The 21,135-nt window shown below is 70.7% G+C and carries 24 protein-coding genes; 10 read left to right on the top strand and 14 right to left on the bottom strand.

Features of this window, described 5'->3' with window-relative positions; genetic code table 11:
• Positions 1-39 precede the first annotated feature (39 nt).
• Complete coding sequence (locus JOM49_RS16460; RefSeq protein ID WP_209665154.1) at positions 40-333, bottom strand: hypothetical protein; 294 nt, start codon at positions 331-333, stop codon at positions 40-42.
• 463 nt (positions 334-796) lie between these two features.
• Between JOM49_RS16460 and JOM49_RS16455 the strand changes: the two genes are divergently transcribed.
• The 3 genes from JOM49_RS16455 to JOM49_RS16445 all read left to right on the top strand — a co-directional run bounded on the left by JOM49_RS16455 (position 797) and on the right by JOM49_RS16445 (position 5,578).
• Positions 797-4,354 carry an ALF repeat-containing protein gene (locus JOM49_RS16455; RefSeq protein ID WP_209665153.1) on the top strand — a complete coding sequence of 1,186 codons (3,558 nt, stop codon included), beginning with the start codon at positions 797-799 and terminating at the stop codon, positions 4,352-4,354.
• Positions 4,355-4,467: 113 nt separating this feature from the next.
• Entirely contained in the window at positions 4,468-5,070 is a 603-nt protein-coding gene (locus tag JOM49_RS16450) for a VOC family protein (protein ID WP_209665152.1), read from the top strand.
• A gap of 130 nt (positions 5,071-5,200) precedes the next feature.
• Complete coding sequence (locus JOM49_RS16445) at positions 5,201-5,578, top strand: hypothetical protein (RefSeq protein WP_209665151.1); 378 nt, start codon at positions 5,201-5,203, stop codon at positions 5,576-5,578.
• Here JOM49_RS16445 and JOM49_RS16440 read toward each other — a convergent pair.
• Positions 5,569-5,859, bottom strand: coding sequence for a hypothetical protein (locus JOM49_RS16440; RefSeq protein WP_209665150.1), 291 nt, complete (start codon positions 5,857-5,859; stop codon positions 5,569-5,571). The two genes, JOM49_RS16445 and JOM49_RS16440, sit on opposite strands and share 10 nt — an antisense overlap.
• Before the next feature lie 146 nt (positions 5,860-6,005).
• Positions 6,006-6,917: an AraC family transcriptional regulator gene (locus JOM49_RS16435; protein ID WP_209665149.1), complete on the bottom strand. Its 912-nt coding sequence runs from the start codon at positions 6,915-6,917 to the stop codon at positions 6,006-6,008.
• A 36-nt stretch (positions 6,918-6,953) separates the two neighbouring features.
• Here JOM49_RS16435 and JOM49_RS16430 point away from each other — a divergent pair, with 36 nt between their 5' ends.
• Positions 6,954-7,934 (top strand): alpha/beta fold hydrolase, encoded by a 981-nt coding sequence (locus JOM49_RS16430; RefSeq protein ID WP_209665148.1) that lies wholly within the window; start codon positions 6,954-6,956, stop codon positions 7,932-7,934.
• On the opposite strand, the gene JOM49_RS16425 is transcribed toward JOM49_RS16430, so the two are convergent.
• A complete protein-coding gene (locus JOM49_RS16425; protein ID WP_209665147.1) occupies positions 7,931-8,344 on the bottom strand; it encodes a contact-dependent growth inhibition system immunity protein in 414 nt (137 codons plus the stop codon). The two genes, JOM49_RS16430 and JOM49_RS16425, sit on opposite strands and share 4 nt — an antisense overlap.
• Positions 8,345-8,524: 180 nt before the next feature.
• Between JOM49_RS16425 and JOM49_RS16420 the strand changes: the two genes are divergently transcribed.
• The 3 genes from JOM49_RS16420 to JOM49_RS16410 all read left to right on the top strand — a co-directional run bounded on the left by JOM49_RS16420 (position 8,525) and on the right by JOM49_RS16410 (position 10,800).
• The gene (locus JOM49_RS16420) at positions 8,525-9,151 is read left to right on the top strand and encodes a hypothetical protein (RefSeq protein WP_209665146.1); all 627 of its coding nucleotides are present in this window, start codon (positions 8,525-8,527) and stop codon (positions 9,149-9,151) included.
• A 159-nt stretch (positions 9,152-9,310) separates the two neighbouring features.
• A complete protein-coding gene (locus tag JOM49_RS16415; protein WP_308158760.1) occupies positions 9,311-9,802 on the top strand; it encodes a 2'-5' RNA ligase family protein in 492 nt (163 codons plus the stop codon).
• Between the two features lie 131 nt (positions 9,803-9,933).
• Positions 9,934-10,800, top strand: a complete 867-nt coding sequence (locus JOM49_RS16410; RefSeq protein ID WP_209665144.1) for an alpha/beta hydrolase family protein — start codon at positions 9,934-9,936, stop codon at positions 10,798-10,800.
• Between the two features lie 55 nt (positions 10,801-10,855).
• Here the strand turns inward: JOM49_RS16410 and JOM49_RS16405 are convergent, their stop codons facing one another.
• A complete protein-coding gene (locus JOM49_RS16405) occupies positions 10,856-11,116 on the bottom strand; it encodes a hypothetical protein (RefSeq protein WP_209665143.1) in 261 nt (86 codons plus the stop codon).
• 184 nt (positions 11,117-11,300) lie between these two features.
• Here JOM49_RS16405 and JOM49_RS16400 point away from each other — a divergent pair, with 184 nt between their 5' ends.
• Complete coding sequence (locus JOM49_RS16400) at positions 11,301-12,071, top strand: hypothetical protein (RefSeq protein WP_209665142.1); 771 nt, start codon at positions 11,301-11,303, stop codon at positions 12,069-12,071.
• A gap of 2 nt (positions 12,072-12,073) precedes the next feature.
• On the opposite strand, the gene JOM49_RS16395 is transcribed toward JOM49_RS16400, so the two are convergent.
• The 9 genes from JOM49_RS16395 to JOM49_RS16355 form a co-directional block, all read right to left on the bottom strand.
• Entirely contained in the window at positions 12,074-12,799 is a 726-nt protein-coding gene (locus JOM49_RS16395; protein ID WP_209665141.1) for an AfsR/SARP family transcriptional regulator, read from the bottom strand.
• 16 nt (positions 12,800-12,815) lie between these two features.
• The gene (locus tag JOM49_RS16390; protein WP_209665140.1) at positions 12,816-13,661 is read right to left on the bottom strand and encodes an ABC transporter permease; all 846 of its coding nucleotides are present in this window, start codon (positions 13,659-13,661) and stop codon (positions 12,816-12,818) included.
• A gap of 3 nt (positions 13,662-13,664) precedes the next feature.
• The gene (locus tag JOM49_RS16385; protein ID WP_209665139.1) at positions 13,665-14,612 is read right to left on the bottom strand and encodes an ATP-binding cassette domain-containing protein; all 948 of its coding nucleotides are present in this window, start codon (positions 14,610-14,612) and stop codon (positions 13,665-13,667) included.
• Positions 14,609-15,025 (bottom strand): lasso peptide biosynthesis B2 protein, encoded by a 417-nt coding sequence (locus tag JOM49_RS16380; protein ID WP_209665138.1) that lies wholly within the window; start codon positions 15,023-15,025, stop codon positions 14,609-14,611. Before JOM49_RS16380 ends, JOM49_RS16385 begins: the two co-directional genes overlap by 4 nt.
• Positions 15,022-15,282 (bottom strand): lasso peptide biosynthesis PqqD family chaperone, encoded by a 261-nt coding sequence (locus tag JOM49_RS16375; RefSeq protein ID WP_209665137.1) that lies wholly within the window; start codon positions 15,280-15,282, stop codon positions 15,022-15,024. The genes JOM49_RS16380 and JOM49_RS16375 overlap by 4 nt, the downstream gene beginning before the upstream one ends.
• On the bottom strand, positions 15,279-17,105 hold the full coding sequence (locus tag JOM49_RS16370) for an asparagine synthase-related protein (RefSeq protein WP_209665136.1): 1,827 nt from the start codon (positions 17,103-17,105) through the stop codon (positions 15,279-15,281). The genes JOM49_RS16375 and JOM49_RS16370 overlap by 4 nt, the downstream gene beginning before the upstream one ends.
• A 100-nt stretch (positions 17,106-17,205) precedes the next feature.
• Positions 17,206-17,337: a lasso RiPP family leader peptide-containing protein gene (locus tag JOM49_RS16365; RefSeq protein ID WP_209665135.1), complete on the bottom strand. Its 132-nt coding sequence runs from the start codon at positions 17,335-17,337 to the stop codon at positions 17,206-17,208.
• Between the two features lie 141 nt (positions 17,338-17,478).
• Complete coding sequence (locus JOM49_RS16360) at positions 17,479-18,231, bottom strand: ABC transporter permease (protein WP_209665134.1); 753 nt, start codon at positions 18,229-18,231, stop codon at positions 17,479-17,481.
• Complete coding sequence (locus tag JOM49_RS16355) at positions 18,228-19,142, bottom strand: ATP-binding cassette domain-containing protein (RefSeq protein ID WP_209665133.1); 915 nt, start codon at positions 19,140-19,142, stop codon at positions 18,228-18,230. The genes JOM49_RS16360 and JOM49_RS16355 overlap by 4 nt, the downstream gene beginning before the upstream one ends.
• Before the next feature lie 132 nt (positions 19,143-19,274).
• On the opposite strand from JOM49_RS16355, the gene JOM49_RS16350 reads away from it, so the two are divergent.
• Together JOM49_RS16350 and JOM49_RS16345 are read left to right on the top strand one after the other, a co-directional pair.
• Positions 19,275-20,462, top strand: coding sequence for a sensor histidine kinase (locus JOM49_RS16350; protein WP_209665132.1), 1,188 nt, complete (start codon positions 19,275-19,277; stop codon positions 20,460-20,462).
• Complete coding sequence (locus tag JOM49_RS16345) at positions 20,459-21,133, top strand: response regulator (protein ID WP_209665131.1); 675 nt, start codon at positions 20,459-20,461, stop codon at positions 21,131-21,133. The genes JOM49_RS16350 and JOM49_RS16345 overlap by 4 nt, the downstream gene beginning before the upstream one ends.
• The last annotated feature ends 2 nt before the right edge of the window (positions 21,134-21,135 follow it).

The raw sequence follows: 21,135 nt of genomic DNA, 5'->3' as shown, positions 1-21,135 counted from the left end.
TCCCGGCCGCCACTCGGCGAGTGGCGGCCGGGAACCCACTCAGTCGACCATGCGCAGTTCGAGCAACCAGCTCGGGCTGTCGAACGTGCACCGGTAATCCACGACCGCGCCGACGCCGATCATGTCGCGCCCGGCCTGGCGGCATTTCTCGTAGGTCGAGTAGACCTTCCAGTCGATCCACACGTCCTGGGCGTTGAAGGTCGTCTCCGTGCTCGCCTGCGGCGCCGGGTCCGCACTGGCGACGAGACCGCCGGCCCCGCCGGCGAATACGGCGGCCACGGCCATTGTCGATGCCGCGATAAATCGTGCCGCGTTCCTGGGTGTAGCACTCATCAATGCTCTCCTTCGCTTTGAGCATTCCGGTGACCGACCCACTTGATCATACGCAGGCCGTTTCCGCTGTCCAGTGACATTTGTTGATGCTCGAAATGGGCGCAAGATAATTGTCACGAGTTATTCCATGACGTTCGTCATCGGCACACCGTGCTGGCCCGGCAGGCCGCCTGCCTGCCAGGCAGTCGCGAGGCCGGCGCCTGCGACCTACAAATGTTCGTCAAATAACACCGGCGGGCGCATTGTCAGATTTGTGTCAGAGAATGCGCCTTCGGCAATTGTCCCACGATGCACCGTTCGGCCGATTACCCGGGCCTTGACCACCTGATACGTTCATTCCGCCCAGCGGTCTGCCGGGTACGAAAGCCGCCTGCCGATACCGCGCAGGCAGGCCCGGAATTTGTCGGTTCTCTGACATTTCTTCCACGGAATGCTGTTCAAGAACGGCGAGAGGAATGGCGTGGTGCGACTGAGACGTTTACGGAACCGGGGCCTGTCGGCCTCGGTGGCGGCGGTGGCCGCCCTGTCCCTGCTGGTGTCTCCCGGCCCCGCCGCCGCGCAGGCTCCACCACAGTCGGCGCAGACCGCGCTGACCGACCGCGCGGTGGCCCTGTCGATCATGAAGGCGGGCGGGCCCGGCGTGGCCAGGGCGGCGAAGACCGCGCTGACCGGCACCGACGCGGACGTGCGCACGTTCCTGACCAGCGGGTTCGCCGTCGCCGAGGAACACGACCTGCGCGCCCGCGTCGGCCAGATGCTGGCCGAGGGCGGTCCCGGCGTGCGCCGCGTGGCGCAGACCGCGCTGAACGGCAACATGGAGACGCTGCGGACCTTCCTCGCCTCCGGCTGGCAGCGCTCGTGGGAAGACGACATGCGCGTGCAGATCGCGCAGCTGATCAACACCGGTGGCCCCGGCGTGAAGGCCGCGGCGCAGCGCGCGCTCAACGGCAACGTCGACCAGCTGATGAAGTTCCTGGGCGCCGGAAAGCAGACCGCCCAGGACGACGACGACCGCGTGCGCGTCGGGCAGATCATGAGCACCGGCGGTCCCTCGGTGAACCGGGCGGCGCAGGCGGCGCTGAACGGCTCCATCGAGGACGTGCGGGAGTTCCTGCTCGACGGCTACCTCGTCGCCTCGGCCCGCGACCAGGAGACGATCTCGGTGGCGCAGCTCGCGGACCTGGCCAAGGAGGCCGGATCGCAGGCGAAGCAGCAGACCCAGATCGCCAGGGACGCCTCGGACAAGGCGGTGGAATCCGCCCGGCTGGCCAAGGAAGCCGGTGAGACCGCGGCGCGCGAGGCGCAGGCGGCGCGGGATTCGGCGATCAAGGCGGGCAACGCGGCGGGACGGGCGGCCGATGCCGCCGGACGTGCCGCGCAGGCCGCGCAGGTGGCCGGTGAAGCGTCACGAGCCGCGAACGACGCGGCCCGCGTGGCGGCGAACGCGGCTGGGCAGGCCTCGCACGCGGCGTCGCTGGCGGGACAGACCGCGGCCAAGGCACGCAAGGCGGCGCAGGCGGCGGCCGGTGACCGGCAGCACGCGGAAACCGCGCGGCTGGCGTCGGTCGAGGCGCACAAGGTGGCACAGGACGCGCGACTGGCCGGGCAGGCGGCCGACGCGGCGGTGACCGCGGCGAACGCGGCGGCCACCGCGGCCCAGGCCGCGGGATCGGCGGCGGCGAACGCGTCCGCCGCGGCGGACGCGGCGCTGCAGGCGGGGAACTACGCCCAGCAAGCCGGTGCCAGTGCCGAGGAAGCCAGGCGTGCCGGTGAACGGGCCAAGGCGGCGGCCACCGAGGCCACCCGCGCGGCCAACGTCGCCAAGGCCATCGCCACGGAAGCAGCCGGAGCCGCGGCCGAGGCGCGCGACGCGGCGAACCAGGCCGCGCAGCACGCCGATGCCGCCGGAGACGCCGCGTACCAGGCGTACCTGCACGCCGGGGAATCCGCCGGGCAGGCGGACAAGGCACAGGCCGCCGCGGACGCGGCGAACGTGGCCGCGAACCAGGCCGAAGGCGCGGCCAACTCCGCGCGCAAGGTCAGCGACCTCGCCCGCAAGGCCGACTCCGAGCGGCTGCTCGCCCAGCAGAACAAGCAGATCAGCGAGGCGCAGACGGCCAAGCAGGCCGAAGCCGACCGGGCGGCCGCGGCGGCCTGGGAAGCCGGGCAGCAGGCGAAGCTGAACGCCGAAACGCAGCGGCTGCTGGACGAGGCCAGGAATCCGGCGACCGCGCCGGCGGTGGTCGTGGCCAACGGCCGCAAGGTCGCCGCGCGGCTGTTCGAGACCGGTGGACCGTGGGTCCAGCAGACCGCCGAGCACGCGCTGACCGGCAACGACACCGACGTCACCGAGTTCGTCCGCACCACGCTGGCCACGGCCATCGAACGCGACGACCGGGCCAGTGTCGGCACCATCGCCGACTCGGCGGCCAAGCCGGCGCAGCGCACCGCGGCGATCACCGCGTGGTCCGGCACCTATGACCAGGTCAAGGACTTCCTCCGCACCAGGCACTACCCCGGCAAGGACGACGACGACCGCATCGAAGCGGCGCGCGTGATGAACGAGGGCGGTCCCGGTGTGCGCGCGGCCGGTCAGCGGGCGCTCAGCGGCACCATCGAGCAGGTCCGCGAGTTCCTCGCCGTCGGGCAGTACAACGCCCGGCGGTCGGACGACGCGGTGCTGGTCGCGCAGGCGCTCAACACCGGCGGGCCGGAGGTGAAGGCGTCCGCGCAGGCGGCGCTGTCCGGCCCGGACGCGTACGTGCGCACCTTCGTCACCATCGGGATGCCCAAGGCCCAGCAGCGTGACGCGGACACCGCCACCCACGTGGCCGAGATCAGCGGGTACCTGGCGGCGGCGTCACGGTCGGCGGCCAACGCCCGCCAGGACGCCTACAGCGCGCTCAGCTACGCCGCGACCGCGCGCAACGCGGCCAACGAGGCGGCGCAGTACGCCAACCAGGCCAGCGCTTCGGCGCAGCGGGCCCTCGAATTCGCGGCGCAGGCAGCGGATTCGGCGGCCCAGGCGGAGCGTTCGGCGGCCGACGCCGCCCGGTCCGCGCAGCAGGCACGGGACGCCGAAGCGGCGGCGCACCGCAGTGCCAACCAGGCGCAGCAGTCGGTGATCCGCGCGGAGGACTCGGCGACCAAGGCCAACGGTTCGGCACAGTCGGCCCGTGAAGCCGCCGACCGCGCCAGGGAGGACGCACTGGCCGCTGGCCGGTCCGCCGCCGAAGCGGCCCGGCTGGCCAAGGAGGCGGCCGACCGCGCCGCCGACCTCAAGCGACAGGAGGACGAACAACGGCGTCGTGCCGAGGACGAGGCACGCAAGCCCGCCCCGTCACCGGAGCAGCCGCCGCGCCCCAACGACCCGGCCTACGACGCCGCCAAGCGAATGTTCTTCAACGGCGCCCCGCCCCACGGCCAGCACCGCGAGTGGGACACCAACGCCAAGATGCCCGGCCGCGGCATCATCATCATGCGGTTCTTCATCAACACCCCCGACGCGGCCCTCGGCATGCTCGACGGCGACGACCGCACCTTCTCGCTGGACCCCCACGCTTCCGCCCGCATGACCGCGGCGTGGGACACCGACACCGGCAAGGTCAGCGCCACCATCACCGCGAGCACGAAGAAGGAGGGGTTCACGGCCAACTCCGAGTACCCCGTCTGGATGCCCGAGCAGGTGTACCCGGCGCACCCGATCGAACCGGGCGGCAGCAACGACCTGCAGGTGCGGATCCAGCAGAACGGTTACCTGGCAGCGGATTACGTCGGGCTCAACGGCATGCTGCCGCTGTTCCACGTCTCCGGGCGGCTCGAGGTGAAGATCGACGAGCAGGTCGGCACCCGGACCTACATCGGCGGTGAGGACTACCCCGACTTCGAGGTCGTCCAGTACTGGAAGAACGAGGCTCCGCGCAGCCTGGGCACCGACAGCATGGGCTGGCTCCAGGGCGTCGGCGCCGCACCGCTGCTGTCCCAGCGGAACGAGACCTGGGTCAACGGCCAGCACGTGTGAGAGACCGCGGTACGGGTGCACCACCACCGGCCGTGAGTTTCGGCGTCGGCGGCATTCGGCTTTCCGGGTGTCGCCGGCGCTGTTCTACCGTTCTGCACCGGTAGTTTCTCCGAATGAACCTGCTGGATCATGTCCTTCTGGGAGTACGCGATCTCCAGGCGGCGACGGACCGGATTCGTCGCGAATGGGGTTGGGGAACCGTGCCTGGCGGTTCGCCGGTTCCCGGGGTCAGCACTGCGGTTGTTCCGCTCGAACCGCCGCTGTACCTGGAACTCGTCGCCGCCACGGATCCCGGCGCCAGTGCGGCCGCGGCGGGCTTGGCGGCCCTCACCTCGGGCGGTGACCGCCTGTTCACCTGGGCCATCGAGCCGGACGATCTCGACACCCGCGCGGCTGCTTTCGGCCTCGAGCCGTTGAGCGGCGGCGGAAACACCGGGCGGTGGCGTTTGCTCGGCGAGGTCGGACCGGAGCGGCCGTTCTTCATCGAATACGACGTCGCTCGCACGGACCGCCTCGAAGGCTGGCAACGCGCTTATACCCAAGCCGAGCACGACTGCACGCCGGGACGCGTGACCTACCTGGAACTCGGCGGCGACGAATCCCGCTTGCGGAAATGGGTGGGGGATATCGATGTGCCACTGCGATTCGTCGGTGGTGAACCACGCCTGGCAGCCGCCGGAATCACCACTTCACGAGGCGAAATCGTGGTGCGCTGAACCGGTGGCTTCCGGGCATCGGCAGGGCGAAGCGGAATGAAAGTCCGGTGAAAGCGCGGTCCCGATGCTCGATGGGGACAGCCGGTCTCCGCAGTTCGAGGCCGGAAACCACCGGACAAGGGGAGAATCCGTGAAAAGGTTCAACAGGGCAGCCACCATCGCCGGAACGTCCGCCGTACTGGCATTGGGTGGCGTGCTCACCGCACTGCCCGCCGCGGCGGCCGAAGAGGGCCCCGCCGCCACCGCCGTGACGCCCGCCGCGGTGTGGGGCGTCGCCTGGTTCGAGCCCTACGGTGAGCACTTCTACGTGTGCGACACCGACGCCGACGGCAAGGGCGTCGGCGCGGACATCCGCTGGAACGGCACCACCCGCCACGTCGGTGACGCCAACGGGTCGAAGGACGGCTGCGGGCACAAGAACTACGACATCGCCGAGGGGACCCTCGTCCAGTTCCGCCTGACGTGGGACGACGTGCCCCAGGGCAGCTGGGTCGACACCTACGCCTGACACCCGCCGACGCGGTGCGCCCCCCGGCGCACCGCGTTCGGTGCCGGCCGCACCACACCGCAGGAGATCAACTCGGTCACCAGGTCCGTCGACCACTTCGCGAACGGCGGCACCACCACGGGAATCGTGGCCGGCGAGGCCGTCGCGGAGCGGCGTGCCGAAATCGTCAGGGCACGGACCGAATCGGCCAGCGGCAGCACGATGTCCGTGGTGATCAGGTGCGGGGAAGCAGACGAGTCCCCGCCTGACCGGGGTGCCGCCAATATCGCCAGGATCGTCACCGTGGCAGCGGCTTTGCTTCTTGGGTTCACACGAATCTTCCTACGCCCGTCGTGCGGTCCAGCCGATCGGCCTGTCACTGTCCTCGTCCCGGGCCGCGCACGCCCACGTCCTTCAGGCCGAGCCGAATCACGCACCGCGTGCGACCTCATCGGCCGGTTCTGCGGTAGTGGCCCGGTGCCACGCCGAACGTGCGGGTGAACGTCCGCGAGAAGGAGAACTCCGAGGCGTACCCGACGAGTTTGGCGACGGTGGCCAGCGGGTCGTCGCTTTCCAGGAGCCGGTTCGCGGCCACCTCCATCCGCCGTCGTCGGAGGTAGGTCAGTGGGGGCTCGCCGGTCACGGCGGTGAACCGCCTGGTCAACGTCGCACGAGACATCCCGCACCGGCGCGCCAGGTCGTCGAGCGTCCACGGCCGGTCGAATTCGTCGTGCAGCGCGGTCATCGCCGCGGCTACGGGAAGATCCTGCGTCGGCACAGACCAGCCGCGCAACGCTTGCACGACCAGGACATCGACGAGGCGGTCCACCACGATCTGAGAGCCCGGCCGATCCGCCGTAACCTCTTCCGCCAGCATCCGCGCCGTTTCGGCCAGGCCGTCTGACTGCGCCGGCCGGATGTGCAACACCGGAGGCACCTGGGCACGCAGCGACGCGGGCAGGGCGCGCCCGGGCCGGTAACCCGCGCAGAGCAGCCGCGTTCGTGGCCCGGCTCCACCCTCGGTCACCGCGATGAGTGCGTCATCGGAAGTCAGCGGACCACTGCGGTCGCTGGACACGGCGTGTCCGGCCCCATCGAGCAGCATGACGACATCACCGGCTTCCAGCCGCAGGGGTTCGGCTTCCCGGGTGCGCAGCCAGCAGGCGCCTTGCGCCACGAAGTGGAACACCACGGCCGAGGCGTGACCGCGCTCGACGCCCCACGGAGCCGCGGCGTGCAGCGTGGCGGTCTTCGCTCCGCCGACCTTCGAGCCCAGCATCACCTGAGCGATCGTGTCCACACCGGACCCTAACAAGGACCGGTTGAGCAAGGCGGGTATGAACTCGAGCAGCGCGGCCATGGATCGCGCGCCTCTCGCGCTCGTAACGTCTGAGCCATGCACGAATCCCCCGGACCCGAGATCAACCACCGCTTCGTCCAGGTGGGCGGGCTGCGCGTGCACCTCGCCGAAGCGGGTTCAGGGCCGCTTGTGGTGCTGCTGCACGGCTTCCCCGAAACCTGGTACTCCTGGCGCCACCAACTCCGGGCGCTGGCCGCGGCCGGTTACCACGCGGTGGCCCCCGACCAGCGCGGCTACGGGCGAACCGATCGCCCGGAAGCCGTCGAGGACTACACGATCCTGCACACCACGGGCGACGTGATCCAACTGGTCCACGCCCTCGGCGGGCAGGAAGCGGTCCTGGCCGGACACGACTGGGGTGGCGTGGTCGCCTGGCACGCCGCCATGATCAGACCCGACGTGGTGCGCGGCATCGTGGCCCTGAGCACACCGTTCCAGCCGCACGCGGACGGCCCGCACCTGGCCGGACTGCGCGCCGTCGCGGGATCCGACTACGACCGCTACTACTCCGTCTACGTCCAGAAACCGGGCATCGCCGACGAGGAGCTCGACGCCGATCCCCACGCGACCGTCCGCCGCGCCCTCCACGGCGCCTCCGCTGACGGCTACCCCTGGAGCCCGATCGTGCCCCAGGGCGGACGCCTGCTGGACATCTGGCCGGAACCGGAACGCCTGCCGGACTGGCTCACCGAGGACGACATCGACACCGTCGCCGCGGACTTCGCGAAGACCGGTTTCACGCCCGCCCTGAACTGGTTCCGCAACTTCGACCGCAACTGGGCGCTCACCACCGCGTGGCACGACAGCACGATCCGGCAACCCGCCCTCTACCTCACCGGTGACCGCGACCTCGCCGCCACGCTGCCGGGGTCCGAGGACCTGATCGCCGGGCGCTCGGCTGCCGTACCGGACGTCCGGAAGGCGATCGTGCTGCCGGGCTGCGGGCATTGGCTCCAGCAAGAACAGCCGGAGGAAGTCAACCAGGCGTTGCTCGACTTCCTCCGGTCACTGACCTAGCTCGCTTCCGCTCGGAAAACTTCGATCTGCTGCCGGAGCGAGTCGTGTTCATCGAGGTCGTTCAGCTTCTCGAGCACGCTGGACACCCGGCGGAGTTGGTCGGAGTGCTGTCGCCAGTAGTACCGGGGAATCCTCAGCACGGCGGTGAGCAGATCACCGGCGTAGAAGTCGCCCTCGGCGAGTGGATCCCGCTCGAGCAGGGTCAGCGCGACCGGCACCAGGACATCGACACCCTCCTGCTGCGACAGCAGCATGCGGAGGTCTTCCGTATCCATTGCGGCGATTGGCTTGCGACGCAACTCGTAGACGGTCTTGACCATCGGGGTCGCGTCGGCGGGCGGGTCGCCCCAGTGACGGCCTTCGGCCTGCTCGACCGTGCGCGCCCCGCCGACTTCAGGGGTGGCGTCCATGCTTCCTCCATATCGATATCGGGCGGTCCACAGACGCCGAACGACCGAGGCGGTTGCCTTCCCTCAATGGACTGTGTTCCAGTTCACACCAGGCAACGCCGATACCCGAAAGGGCGTCTCTCTGGCAGAAGTCGAACAAATGCGGACTTCACTTCACATCTGGGGAATCAGGGGAAAATCATGAGCTTTGTTTCGCGCGCCGGAATTGTGCTGGGTACGGCCGTCATCGGCATGGCGGTGGCGCTTCCCGCGTCCGCCGCGGATTCGGTGACCGTGTCGGCCGACCTCAACGGGGACGGGGTGGCCGACAAGGTCAGCGTCCGGGTGTACGACAGCCAGCGGCAGGTGCTCAACGCCGAGGTCGGCGGCACCACGCTCGGGGTGCTGCTGCCGCTGGACTCGCACATCGGCGTGGTGGCACCGAAAATCGTCGACCTCAGCGGGGACGGCACGCAGGACATCGTGGTCAGCGAGGTGGAAGGGGCCAACACCACCACGTTCAGCGCGTGGGACCTCGGCCCGGCCGGGCTGCGGCAGCTGACCACCCCGGACTCCCAGCCGATGCGGCTCTACGACGGTGGCGGCCTGGCGGCGCGCAACCGGTTGACCTGCACCGACGACCAGGGCTTCCGTGAACTCGTCGTGGTCTCCGCCGAGGCCGACTGGAACACCGACCCGATCGTCTACCACGGCACGCGCACGTCGTACCGGGTCGCCGACGGGGTCGCCACCCAGGGCCAGGTCGTCCCGATCACCGCCCAGCCCGGCGACTCGCCACTGCTCCAGGGCGAACTCGCCGCCTGCTGACCCGAAAACAGGTGGGCGGCCGGTATTCCCCGGCCGCCCACCTTTTGTTTGCGAACCCATTCAGGTAGACCGAAAACCATTCAGTGACACTGTCGAAGACAGCAGTTTAGAGTGGCTCATGGACTTCGTCGCGGGGATTTCATGAGTGTTCCTCCTTTGGTGCTCACGCTGGCCGTCGACGAGGAGACGCAGCAGGCGTGGGACGAGTTGCGCCGGACCTGGTTTCCGCCCAGCCGGTTGCTTGTCGGCGCTCATCTCACCCTCTTCCACGCCCTTCCGGGCGCGCATTCCGACGCGATCGTCGCCGCCTGCGCTGAACTCGCCGCCGGCACGCCGCCGTTTCCGCTCACCGTGGACGGCGTTCGCTCCCTCGGCCGCGGCACCGCGCTCACCGTGTCGTCGCCTGTCCTCGTGCGACTCCACCAGACCCTGCAGCGGCGCTGGCGCCCGTGGCTGACCGCCCAGGACGCTCAGCCGCTCAAGCCGCATGTCACCGTCCAGAACAAGGTCAGCCCCCAGACCGCGGCGGACACCCTGGACCTCCTGCGAGCCGACTTCACCCCGGCCGAGGCCACCGCCACCGGCCTCGACGCGTGGCACTACCTGGGCGGCCCCTGGCGTCCACTGGCCTCACTCCCCTTCACGGGCTGAACGCTCTCGTTCACCCAATCGGGTGCACGCGAACGGACCTACTGGCTGGTACGTTTGCCCTACCCGTTCGGGTGGCCTGGGCCATAGTCGACCCCGGGCTCTTCACGTAAGAATCCTGAAGGAGCACTCCTGTGCCCAAACGACTCACCGGTGCCGCGCTCGCCCTCGCGCTGGGCGCCGCTGTGTTCACCGCCCCTGCCGCGAGTGCGGCCGAGAACCCCTACGAGCGTGGGCCCGCGCCCACCGAGGCCGGCATCGAGGCCACCACGGGGCCGTTCGCCACCGCGACCAGCACGGTGTCCAGCCTGGTCTCCGGCTTCGGCGGCGGCACGATCTACTACCCCACCAGCACCAGCGAGGGCACCTTCGGCGCGCTCGCCATCTCCCCCGGCTACACCGCCACCCAGTCCAGCATCTCCTGGATGGGCCGCCGCCTGGCGTCGCAGGGTTTCGTGGTGATCACCATCGACACCAACAGCCGCTACGACCAGCCCGCCAGCCGCGGTGACCAGCTGCTCGCCGCGCTGGACTACCTGACCCAGCAGAGCCCGACCACCGTCCGCAGCAAGATCGACCCGACGCGGCTCGCCGTGGCCGGGCACTCGATGGGCGGCGGCGGTTCGCTGGAGGCCTCGGTCAAGCGGCCGAGCCTGCAGGCCGCCATTCCGCTGGCCCCCTGGAACCTGGACAAGTCCTGGAACACCGACCAGGTGCCGACCTTCATCATCGGCGGCGAGTCCGACTCGGTGGCCCCGGTTTCCAGCCACGCCGAGCCGTTCTACACCTCCCTGTCGAGCGCACCGGACAAGGCGTACCTGGAACTGAACAACGCCAGCCACTTCTTCCCCAACACGCCCAACACCACACAGGCCAAGTACATGATCTCGTGGTTGAAGCGATTCGTGGACAACGACACCCGCTACGAGCAGTTCCTCTGCCCCGGCCCGTCGAAGTCCACGCTGGTCGAGGAGTTCCGCAGCACCTGCCCCAACGGCTGACCCCCCCGGCGTGCCGGTTCCCGCCCACCTCGGTGGGCGGGAACCGTCGCGAATATCAGTCCTGAAGAGCACTGAGCGCGATCGCGACCTCCTCGCCGGACATGCCGCCGGCCTCCATCGCCTCGGCACCGCCGTCGGGGTTCATCTTCGCCAGCCAGCAGACATGCTCTGCGCCGGTGCCGAAGCTGATCGACTTCAGGAATTCCACACAGTCCTTCTCGCTGGCTTGCGCGGCCGGGGTGGCCGCGAGCGGCAGTGCCACGGCACCGAAAGCGGCGAGCAGGGCCGCGACCGTCCTGGCAAGGCGGAACTTCATCGATCCTCCATCTCGAGGGTGACTGACCTTGATCGAATAGCCCTGCCGCGGCCGCCTACACGCCCCGGCACCGCAATCACCTGATCAGGCAACATGACCGCGCCGCACCCGTGTACAGAAGACGTATAGGAAGGCGTTCTACCGTGCCCAGGACACGAAGTGACGCATTCCTGGGGGAATCACGATGTCAGATCAGCGTGACCGGCGGCAGGTGCTGAAGATCTCGATGGGTGCCATCGCGGTCGCGGGCGCGGGCCTCACCGGGGCCCTGCCCGCGTCGGCGGCGGGCCACCCGAAATTCGAGCCCGTGCCGGGTATGCACGGGGATCGCCGGGCCAACGAGGTGTGGTACCAGTTCGACGACCAGACCCTGTTCCACCGGATCAAGGAGGTCTCCGACGCCTTCGCCGAGATCCACGCAATACTCGGCGAGAACTCCGTCCAGCAGCTTTGGCAGAACTGGCTCGAAATGAGCGACACCACGGGCTATCCCGGCAACTACACCGCCTTCGTCGCCCCCATTCGTAAACCACTGCAAGTGCTTTCCCACGTCCAGCTGGGCATTTTCGACACCTACTACCGGCCGTTCGATCCCCGGCTCGTCCCCGTTTTCGCCGACTTCGGCCAGGGCACCCTGTTCGACCCACGCCGCGCCGAGTTCGAGTCCGAGGTACACACGATGGACGGCGTGCCACCGGTCGGCTACCACATCTGGCACGCGATCCTGCGGGCGATGATGTTCCTGGACATCGACCGCGTCCGGTGGGCGGCGATGGACCCGCTGATCGCGTTCGCCTGGGCGGTGCAGGCGGTCGCCAAGCCCCAGCCGCGTGAGGTCAACCCGCCGCTGCCCCGCGCGACGGTCCGCGACCTGGCGCTCTCGTGGCTGCCCCGCAAGCCGGAACGGCTCGACCGCGACTTCCATTCCCTGTGGTACCCGGAAGGACTCGGCTGAGGTCAGGCGCTGAGGACCGACTGGTAAGCCGCGCGCAGGGCAGGGCCGGGAGCCACGCCGAGTTCCTCGTCGAGGATCCGCCTGCCCTGCGCGTAGACCCCGAGTGCGTCGGTCCGGCGGTCGCTGCGGTGCAGCGCGGTCACCAGTTGCGCGCGAAGGCGTTCTCGCAGCGGATACCGGGCGACCAGGCCGACGAGGTCCGGCACCGCCCGCAGGTGCTGGCCCAGCGCGAGCTCGGCCGCGATCCGGCCCTCCACCGCGGCCATGTGGATCTCCTCCAGCCGCGGGAGTTCCGCCGCACGCAGGGTTTCGCTGACATCGGCCAGCGCCGGGCCACGCCACAGGTCCAGCGCCGCGCGCAAACGCGTGACGGCCAGCTCGGGCAGCCCCGCTTCGAGATCGCGATGACCGCTCAAGGTCAGCCGCTCGAATTCGTCGGCGTCGAACCGGACGTCCATGCCGCGTTCGAGCAGGTAGCCGGGCCCGCTCCGGACGAGCGGGACGTCGAGCGCTCTTCGCAGCCGTGACGCGTAGGTATGGAGCTGGGCCGCCATCGTCGCCGGTTCACGACCGCCCCACAGCAGGGCGGCCAGCCGGTCGTCGGGCAGCACACGCCCGCCGGCCAGCAGCAAGGCCGCCAGCATGGTGCGTGGTTTGGTCCCGGTGACGGGCAACGACCGGCCGTCACCGGTGCGCACCCGCAGCGGACCGAGAATGCCGAATTCCATTTCCTCGCCTCCGAAGTCACTCAGTGCGGGAGAACCGGCGCGTCGCCACGGCCAGCGCCACCGCGGCGAGCAGGGCGACGAACCCGATCTCCAGGACGACCGGCGGCGCGGCGTCCCACCACCGCGGCCCGTCGGCTCCCGGCAGGTGCGCCGCGTCGCCGGGCAGAGTGCGCCGGATCGCGTCGACCGCGTAGGTCAGCGGGTTGGCGTTCACCGCCACGCCCAGCCAGGTCGGCAGCCCACTCGCCGGGAACATCGCCCCGGACAGGAACAACAGCGGCATCAGGGCCAGGTTGACCACCACCTGGAACGTTTCGATGCGCTTGATGCACACGGCGGCGAGTACGCCCATCGCGGTGAAGGTGAACGCCACGAGCGCGAGTTCGGCCAGCACGAGCAGCAACTGCGGGTGGTACGGGATGCCCGCGACCCCGGCCAGCACCAGGACCAGCGCTCCGTAGAGGGTCCCGGTCGTAGCGCCGCCGAGGCACAACCCGGCCACGATCGCGCCACGCCGGACCGGGGCGACGAGCATCTGGCGGAGGAACCCGGCCTGCCGGTCCCACACGATCGAGATGCCGACGGTGATCGCGGGCGCCTGCACCGCCATCAGCAGCACCCCGGGGAAGAGGTAACTCCGGAAACCCGCGGAGACCCCCATCATCGACCCCAGGCCGGTGCCGAGGACGAGCAGGAACATCAGCGGGCTCACCAGGCCCATGGCCACGCGGAGGCGGTTGCGGCCGAACCGGATCAGCTCACGCAGCCACAACACCCGGATGGCACGCAGGGTGGCCCGGCCGCGGGCACCGGGAGCGGACACCGCGACGGAGTCCGAAGTGGACACCTCGGCGACTGGCATGGCTCATCCCCTCGATCCGGCCGTGTCGGCTTCCCGGATGGTGCGCCCGGTGTAGTGCAGGAACACGTCGTCCAGCGAGGGCTCGGTGACCGTCACCGACCGCACCGGCACCGCGAGCTCGCCGCACAGCCTGGGCACGAACGACGCGCCGTCGGTGACCCGCACCCGCACGCCGTCCGCGTCGGCGGTGGCTTCCAGGCCGAAGCGGTCGCGCAGCGCGCGGACCACCGTGGCCTGGTCACCGCCGGTGCGGAGGGTGACCAGATCGGCGCCGATCACCGCTTTCAGCTCGGCCGGGGTGCCCTCCACGACCAGTTCCCCGCCGTCGATGATGGCGATCCGGTCGCAGTTCTCCGCCTCTTCCAGGTGGTGCGTGGTCAGGAAGATGGTGATGTCCAGTTCCCGCCGCATCCGGTGGAGGTGGTCCCAGATCGCCACGCGCGTCTGCGGGTCGAGCCCGGTGGTCGGCTCGTCCAGGAACAGCACCCGCGGGGTGTGCAGCAGTCCCCTGGCGATCTCCAGGCGGCGGCGCATCCCGCCGGAGAAGGTCCCGACCGGCGAGTCCTTCCGGTCGGTCAGGCCGACCAGTTCGAGCAGTTCGGCGATGGCCTGCCGGACGCGGCGCCGCGGCACCCCGTACAACTCGGCCTGGAACCGCAGGTTCTCCACCGCGGTCAGGTCGACGTCCAAAGTGGACTCCTGAAAGATGAGCCCGATGTTGCGGCGCACCTCGGCGGACTGGTGGAGCACGTCGTACCCGGCCACTTCGGCGTGACCGGCGGTGGGCCGCAGCACGGTGCACAGCATGCCGATCGTGGTGCTCTTGCCGGCCCCGTTGGGCCCGAGGAAGCCGAAGGTCTGCCCGGCCGGGACGGTCAGGTCCAGCCCGCCCACGGCCTCCCGGTCGCCGTAGGTCTTGCGCAGCCCGGCCGTGTGGACCGCCGGCGTCACCGGTGCTTCCGCACGCTCATCGTGGGGTGGAACGCGGTCATGTCGTCGAACTCGCCGATCGCGACCCCGTCGGCTTCCACCCAGGCGTGGGCCCGGAACGGTTGCGTCCGCACCCCCGTGCACCAGTCCGGCCAGCGGCCGTGCCCGCGGCACAGCAACGCCGTGGCCACCGATCGTTGCAGGCAGCCCTGCCCGGCGCAGCGGGCGCTGACGGTCACCGTGGCCTGGCGGGCCGCCAAGGCTTGCGCCGCGGTAGCCGGGCGGGCGCCGCGGGAAGCCAGCTCGAGCGCCTGCCGCAGGCGACGCGGCGGCAGCTGGATCAGCAACCGGGCCACGCCGACCGCGGCCCGGGCGGCGAAATTCCGGCGCCAGGACAGGGAAACGCCGAGTTCGGCGGCGGCAGGCACGGTCATGCGGTCACCACCAGACGCGCCTCCCGCAGCGCGGCGAGCAGCTGCTGCACGTCGCCGAGGGCGCGCTCGGCCGCGGCCGGGTGCCGTTCCGCCAGGGTTCGCGCGACCTCGGCCGGCGAGTGCCCGTCGAGCAGCAGGCGCAGGCTGGCCGCGCCGGTCCGGTTGAGCTGGTAGTAACCGCCGTCGCGCTGGTCGAGCAGGACCAGGCCGTCGTCGACCTCGGTGACGGACACGTCGGGTGGCAGGGACACGGTCATCGCGCATCTCCGATCGGGGAGGCCGCCGTGCTGGCGCTCGGCGAGCGCAGCCAGGTCTCCCCGGCCAGCGTGGTTTCCAGCGGGATCAGCTGCCCGAGCTTGGCGCCGGGGTCAACCAGCGCGGCCCGCAGCGGGGGCGTCTCCACCAGGCCGAGCCGGGCCAGGTGCAGGTCTTCGCACATTTCCAGCAACGCCTCGCGGTTGCGGCGCAGGCCGTCGTAGGCCTCCGCGCTGTACTCGCCCTTGGTGCGGCGCCGCAGGATCGGCTCCGGGACCACACCCGACATGGCGGCCTTGAGCACCGGCTTGTACAGCCCGCGCCCCGCGCGGTCCTCGATCCGGACCGACAAGGCGGCCTCGAGCACGGCATCGTCCAGGAACGGGGCGTCCCATTCGACGCCGGATCCGCCGAGCGCGAGGCGCATCTGCCGGATCGCGCTCGCGCCGAAGACCGAGTATTCGAGCATCTGGTGCCGGACGTGGTCCGGTGCCAGCGGCTGCGGATTCGCCGCACCCGCTTCACGCAGCATCCGGCGGACGGTCGCCACCGCGTCGGGGGCGGTCCAGCCGGGCATCCGGCGCCAGCCGCCACCCCAGCCGAGTCCCGGATCGGCCTGGTCCAACGGCGGATCCAGGAGGACGTCCGCGGTCGTGGTCAGCGAGCGGGCGAACGGCGACCGGTCCGCGAGGCCGCGAACGGTCGCGGCCAGTCCCCAGCGGTTCGCCGCCCGCCGCTGGTGGACCGCGGCGAGCCCCTTGAGCGGGTTGCTGCGGACCAGCGACCAGAGGTACGTCGGCAGCGTGGTGAACAGTTCGTCCCCGCCGACCCCGACCAGGTGCAGGGTGGCGCCGTCGGCGGCGTCGGCGCGGGCCTGGTGCTCCATGTGCAGCCGGTTGCGGTCCCAGGACAGCGGCCCCTCGACGTCCTGCCACCGCTCGGCCGGGTCCGACTGCCCCTCGTACCAGGTGGGCGCGTCCTTCGGTGCCACGGTCCGGTGCCGGGCACCGGGCAGCTGGGCCGCGGCGCGCTCGGCCCACGCGGTGTCGTCGTTCGCCGGATCGCGCGCCTGCCAGTGGTGGGTGATCAGGTTCGCGCCCGCGGCCTCGGCGAGGAAGCACAGGCTGGTGGAGTCCAGGCCGCCGGACAGGTCGGCGCCGACCGCGGGACGGTTCTGCACGCGGACCGCGACCGCCGTGCGCAACGCTTCGCGCAACCGGCCGGCCACCGCGCTCAACGGCTGGTCCGCGGCGGGCGGGCGCCACCACCGCACGGCGTGCCCGCGGCCGTCCGGAGCCAGGTCCAGCCAATGTCCGACCGGGAGCTGGTCCACCCCGCGCCACGGCGTCCGCAGGCTCAGCGGCCACGGCGGTGCCGGGACCATCAGTTTGAGGGCGAGGGTCTCCTCGTCCAGCGGCGCCTTGGCGAGCACCGCCAGCGAGCCGGGGTTGTCCGCGGCCACGGTCACCCCGCCGACCTCGGCGAAGAAGATCTGCCGGGAGGTGGAAACGGTGCCCTGGCTGCGGACGCGGCCGTCGAACGAGGCGGTCAGGTGCACGCCACCCGGCAGTTCGCGGGCCACCGCGTCCAGGTCGTGCGGGGACCGGGCGCGGCCCAGTACCCGGGTGGTGCGTTCGGTGTCGATCCTGGTGCGGCCGAAGACGGCGAGCCGGCGCGCGCCGGCGGTGATCAGGGTGAGTTCCTCGTCGGTCCAGGCACCGACCACCCACGGCCTGCCCGAAGCGTGCGTGAGCACCCGGGCCGCACCCCGGTCGGCGGCCAGCTCCCCGGCCGCCGGACTGTCCGGGAAAATGAGAAGTTCCATGGCTCCTACCTCACGCGACTATCCACAAAGGACGGCAAAGTGGCGGGGACGGGCGCTCCCGGTGGGAGGGGCCGCGAACGGCCCCTCCCACCGGGGTTGCTCAGATCAGCGCGTGCAGCCAGAAGGTCCAGTCCACCGGGTCCCGGGGCGGGGGGATGCCGAGCGTGATCTGTGCGAAGTCGCCCGCCTTGAGCAGGTTCGGCGGCTCGTAGACGTCGTCGTGGTCACTCACGATTCCTGTCTCCATTCCGTTGGTTGGTAGTTGAGACGTGGGCGCCGGCTGCCCCCATCTCGCCGACAAGGTCGAATCTAGGAAGCCCGTTGTCCCGGTTGCGTGGGACAACGGTCCCGTCCTTGTCCCCAACGGCGGCGCTCAGGCGTCGCGGTGGCGCAGCACGACGTACCCGGCGAGCACGGCGGCCGCGGCCCACGCGGCGAGCACGAGCAGCCCCTGCCAGGGGCCGAGCGGTGAATCGGTGTGCCCGGTGACGACCATGATCTGCTTGCCGGCCTGGTCCGGCAGGTAGTGCCCGGCCGCCTCGATCCCGGGGATGCGGCTGACCAGGTTCGACACGACGAAGAAGAACGGGATCAAAATGCCCAGCGACAGCCCGGAACTACGCAGGATCGTCGCCGCGCCCATGGAGAACACCGCGACGAGGGTCAGGTAGAGACCCGTGCCGAACACCGCGCGCAGTGCACCGGGATCGCCGAGCGAACCGCCGAGCGAGCCGAGGAAGGCCTGTGCGGCGAAGAACATCACGAACACGGTGATCATCGAGACCACCAGCGCCGCCGCCGTGCCGACCGCGATCTTCGCGGCGAAGAACTGCCCGCGGCGGGGCACCGCCGCGAGCGAGGACCGGATCGTGCCGCTGCCGTACTCGGAACTGACCGCCAGCACCCCGAAGGCCACCAGGACGATCTGGCCGTACGCGATCGTGCCGAGCGCGAACTCGATCGGGTCGAAGGAGTCCCGGTACCCGGCGTCGAACGAGTCGAACGACCCGTTCAGGTAACCGGCGAGCAGCACGCTGATGCCGACGGACAGCACGAAGGTCAGCACCAGCGCCCACACCGTCGACCGGATGGTCCGCAGTTTGGTCCACTCGGACAGCAGGATCATCGTTTCCCCTCTTCCGCCCGGTACTCCACGGAACCGGCGGTGAGCTGCATGAACGCCTCTTCCAGGGAGGCCGACTGCGGGCTCAGCTCGTCGATCCTCAGCCCGTTGAGCGCGGCCAGGTGCCCGATCGAGCCGAGTTCGGCGCCGACCGCCTCCAGCGTGCCGCCCGGCCCCTGGTCCACCTGGATCCCGGCCGCGCCGAGCACCTCCCGCAGCCGGTCCGGGTCGGGGGTGCGGATCCGCATGTACGACCGGGAGTTCCGCTCGATGAAACCCGCCACGGCGGTGTCGGCGAGCAGCCGACCGCGCCCGATCACGATCAGGTGCGCCGCGGTGAGGGCCATTTCGCTCATCAGGTGGCTGGAGACGAACACCGTCCGCCCCTCGGCGGCCAGGTCCTGCATCAGGGTGCGGATCCACCGGATGCCCTCCGGGTCCAGGCCGTTGACCGGCTCGTCGAACAGCAGGATCTCGGGATCCCCCAGCAACGCGGCGGCGATGCCGAGCCGCTGGCTCATGCCGAGCGAGAAACCGCCCGCGTGCTTGCCCGCCACGCTGTCCAGGCCGACCTCCTCGATGACCTCCCGGACCCGCCGCTTGCCGATGCCGTTGGTCTGCGCCAGCCACAGCAGGTGGTGGTAGGCGCTGCGCCCGCCGTGCACCGCCTTCGCCTCCAGCAGCGAGCCGACTTTTCGCAGCGGGTGCCGCAGGTCCCGGTACCGCTTGCCGTCGAGCAGCACCTCCCCGGCGTCCGGCCGGTCCAGCTCCAGCACCATCCGCATGGTGGTGGACTTGCCGGCGCCGTTCGGGCCGAGGAACCCCGTCACCCGGCCCGGCTTCACCTCGAACGTGAGGTCGTCGACGGCCACTTTCGGGCCGTAGCGCTTGGTCAGCTTCCGTACTTCGATCACGGCCACCACGCTCGCGCACCCCGGACCCCGGCACATCGGCGTGGCGGGCGAGCCGACCGCGGGTGAACTCACCCGTGGGGATGTCAGCCTCGGGGTGGAGGCGAAGTCCGCCCGCACGAATATCGTCGGAGCATGGACGATCCACACTCGTTCGTCGCGCGGCGGCTGAGCCGGACCCAGCTGCTCGTGGCCGACGGTTCGGTCGCGGCGGTGTACACCGTCGTGCTGGCCCTGTTCGTGGTCTACGGGAACGCCGGGGCGCACCTGCCGTTGTGGGTGCGGCTCGTGGTGGTGGCCGGGATCGGCCTGCCCGGCGCGGTGCGGCGGGTGTGGCCCGTCCCGGTGTTCTGCGTGGTTTTCGCGGCGACGGCGATCGCGGTGTTCGCCGGTGTCGTGCGGGAACCGTTCGCCGCCGCCGCTTTCGCGCTCTACCTCGTCGCGCGCACCCAGCCGAGCCGCCGGCTGCCCGGGATCGCGATCGGCGTGGTCGGGGTGAGCCCGCTCCTCGTCGAAGCCGTGGTGGGCTCACCCGGCTGGTGGCAGAGCGATTTCGACGTGCTGCTGGCAGGAGGCGCGCTGATGGCGTGCGCCTGGACGATCGGCCGGGCCGTGCGGGAACGCCGGGCGCACGCCGCGCGCACCACCTTCGAGCTTTCCGGGCGGGCGGTCGCCGAGGAGCGCCTGCGCATCGCCCGCGAACTGCACGACATCGTCGCCCACAGCATGGGCGTGATCGCGGTCAAGGCCGGGGTGGCGCGCCACCTCCTTCGGGAGGAGGCGGCCGTGACCGGCCCGGTGGCCGAAGCACGGGATGCGTTGCGCGTCATCGAAAACACGAGCAAGACCTCGCTCGACGAGATGCGCCGGATGCTCGGCATCCTGCGCTCGGACGTCGAACCCGCCGAAGTCGGCCCGGCACCCGGGCTCGACGGGCTGCCCGCGCTCGCCGAGCAGGCGGCGGTGGTGGGGGTCGCCGTCGAACTGGAAACCCGTGGTGTGGGACGGTTGCCGGAAAGCGTGCAGCTGTCGGTGTACCGGATCGTGCAGGAGGCGCTGACCAACGTGGCCAAGCACGCCGCCCCCGCGCCGTGCCGGGTCACCGTCACCGGCACCGGCCGGGAAGTGCGGATCGAGGTCGTCGACGAGGGCGACGGCGCGGGCCGGACCGGAGCGGGCGGGCACGGGTTGATCGGGATGCGGGAGCGGGTCGCCCTGTACGGCGGGGAGTTCGACGCCGGGCGGCGGCCGGGCGGGGGTTTCCGGGTGGCGGCCAGGCTGCCGTTCGTCCCAGAACGCGGAACCGGCCGGGAGTCGTGGTGAGCGAACCGATCCGGGTGCTGGTCGCGGACGACCAGGCCCTGCTGCGCGGGAGTTTCCGCGTGCTGGTGAACAGCGCGCCCGGGCTCACCGTGGTCGGTGAGGCGGGCACCGGCGCGGAGGCCGTCGAGCTCGCCGCCGCGGCGCAACCGGACGTGGTGCTGATGGACATCCGCATGCCGGACATGGACGGGATCGAGGCGACCAGGCGGATCTGCGGTTCCCCGGACACCGCGTCGGTGCGCGTCCTCGCGCTCACCATGTTCGACCTCGACGCCTACGTGTTCGCGGCGTTGCGGGCCGGGGCCAGCGGTTTCCTGCTCAAGGACACCTCACCGGAGGACCTGCTCACCGCGATCGAGGTGGTCGCGAACGGCGACGGCCTGCTCGCCCCCAGCGTGACCCGGCGGCTGATCGCCGAGTTCGCTCGCCGGCCCGAACCCGCGCGGCTGCCCGTCACCGGACTCGACGGCGTGACCGACCGCGAACGCGAAGTGCTGGTGCTCGTCGCACGGGGGTTGTCCAACGCGGAAATCGCCGCGCGGCTGCACGTCAGCCCGGCGACGGTGAAAACGCACATGAGCCACCTGTTCGAGAAGCTGCACGCACGCGACCGCGCCCAGCTCGTCATCGTCGCGTACGAGACCGGCCTGGTCCTCGCCGGGAACCGCTGAGC

The sequence above is a fragment of the Amycolatopsis magusensis genome (genome assembly GCF_017875555.1).
Classification (GTDB): Bacteria; Actinomycetota; Actinomycetes; order Mycobacteriales; family Pseudonocardiaceae; genus Amycolatopsis; species Amycolatopsis magusensis.
The sequence above is the reverse complement of the archived record's forward strand: the minus strand, read 5'-3'. Positions and strand labels throughout refer to the sequence as shown.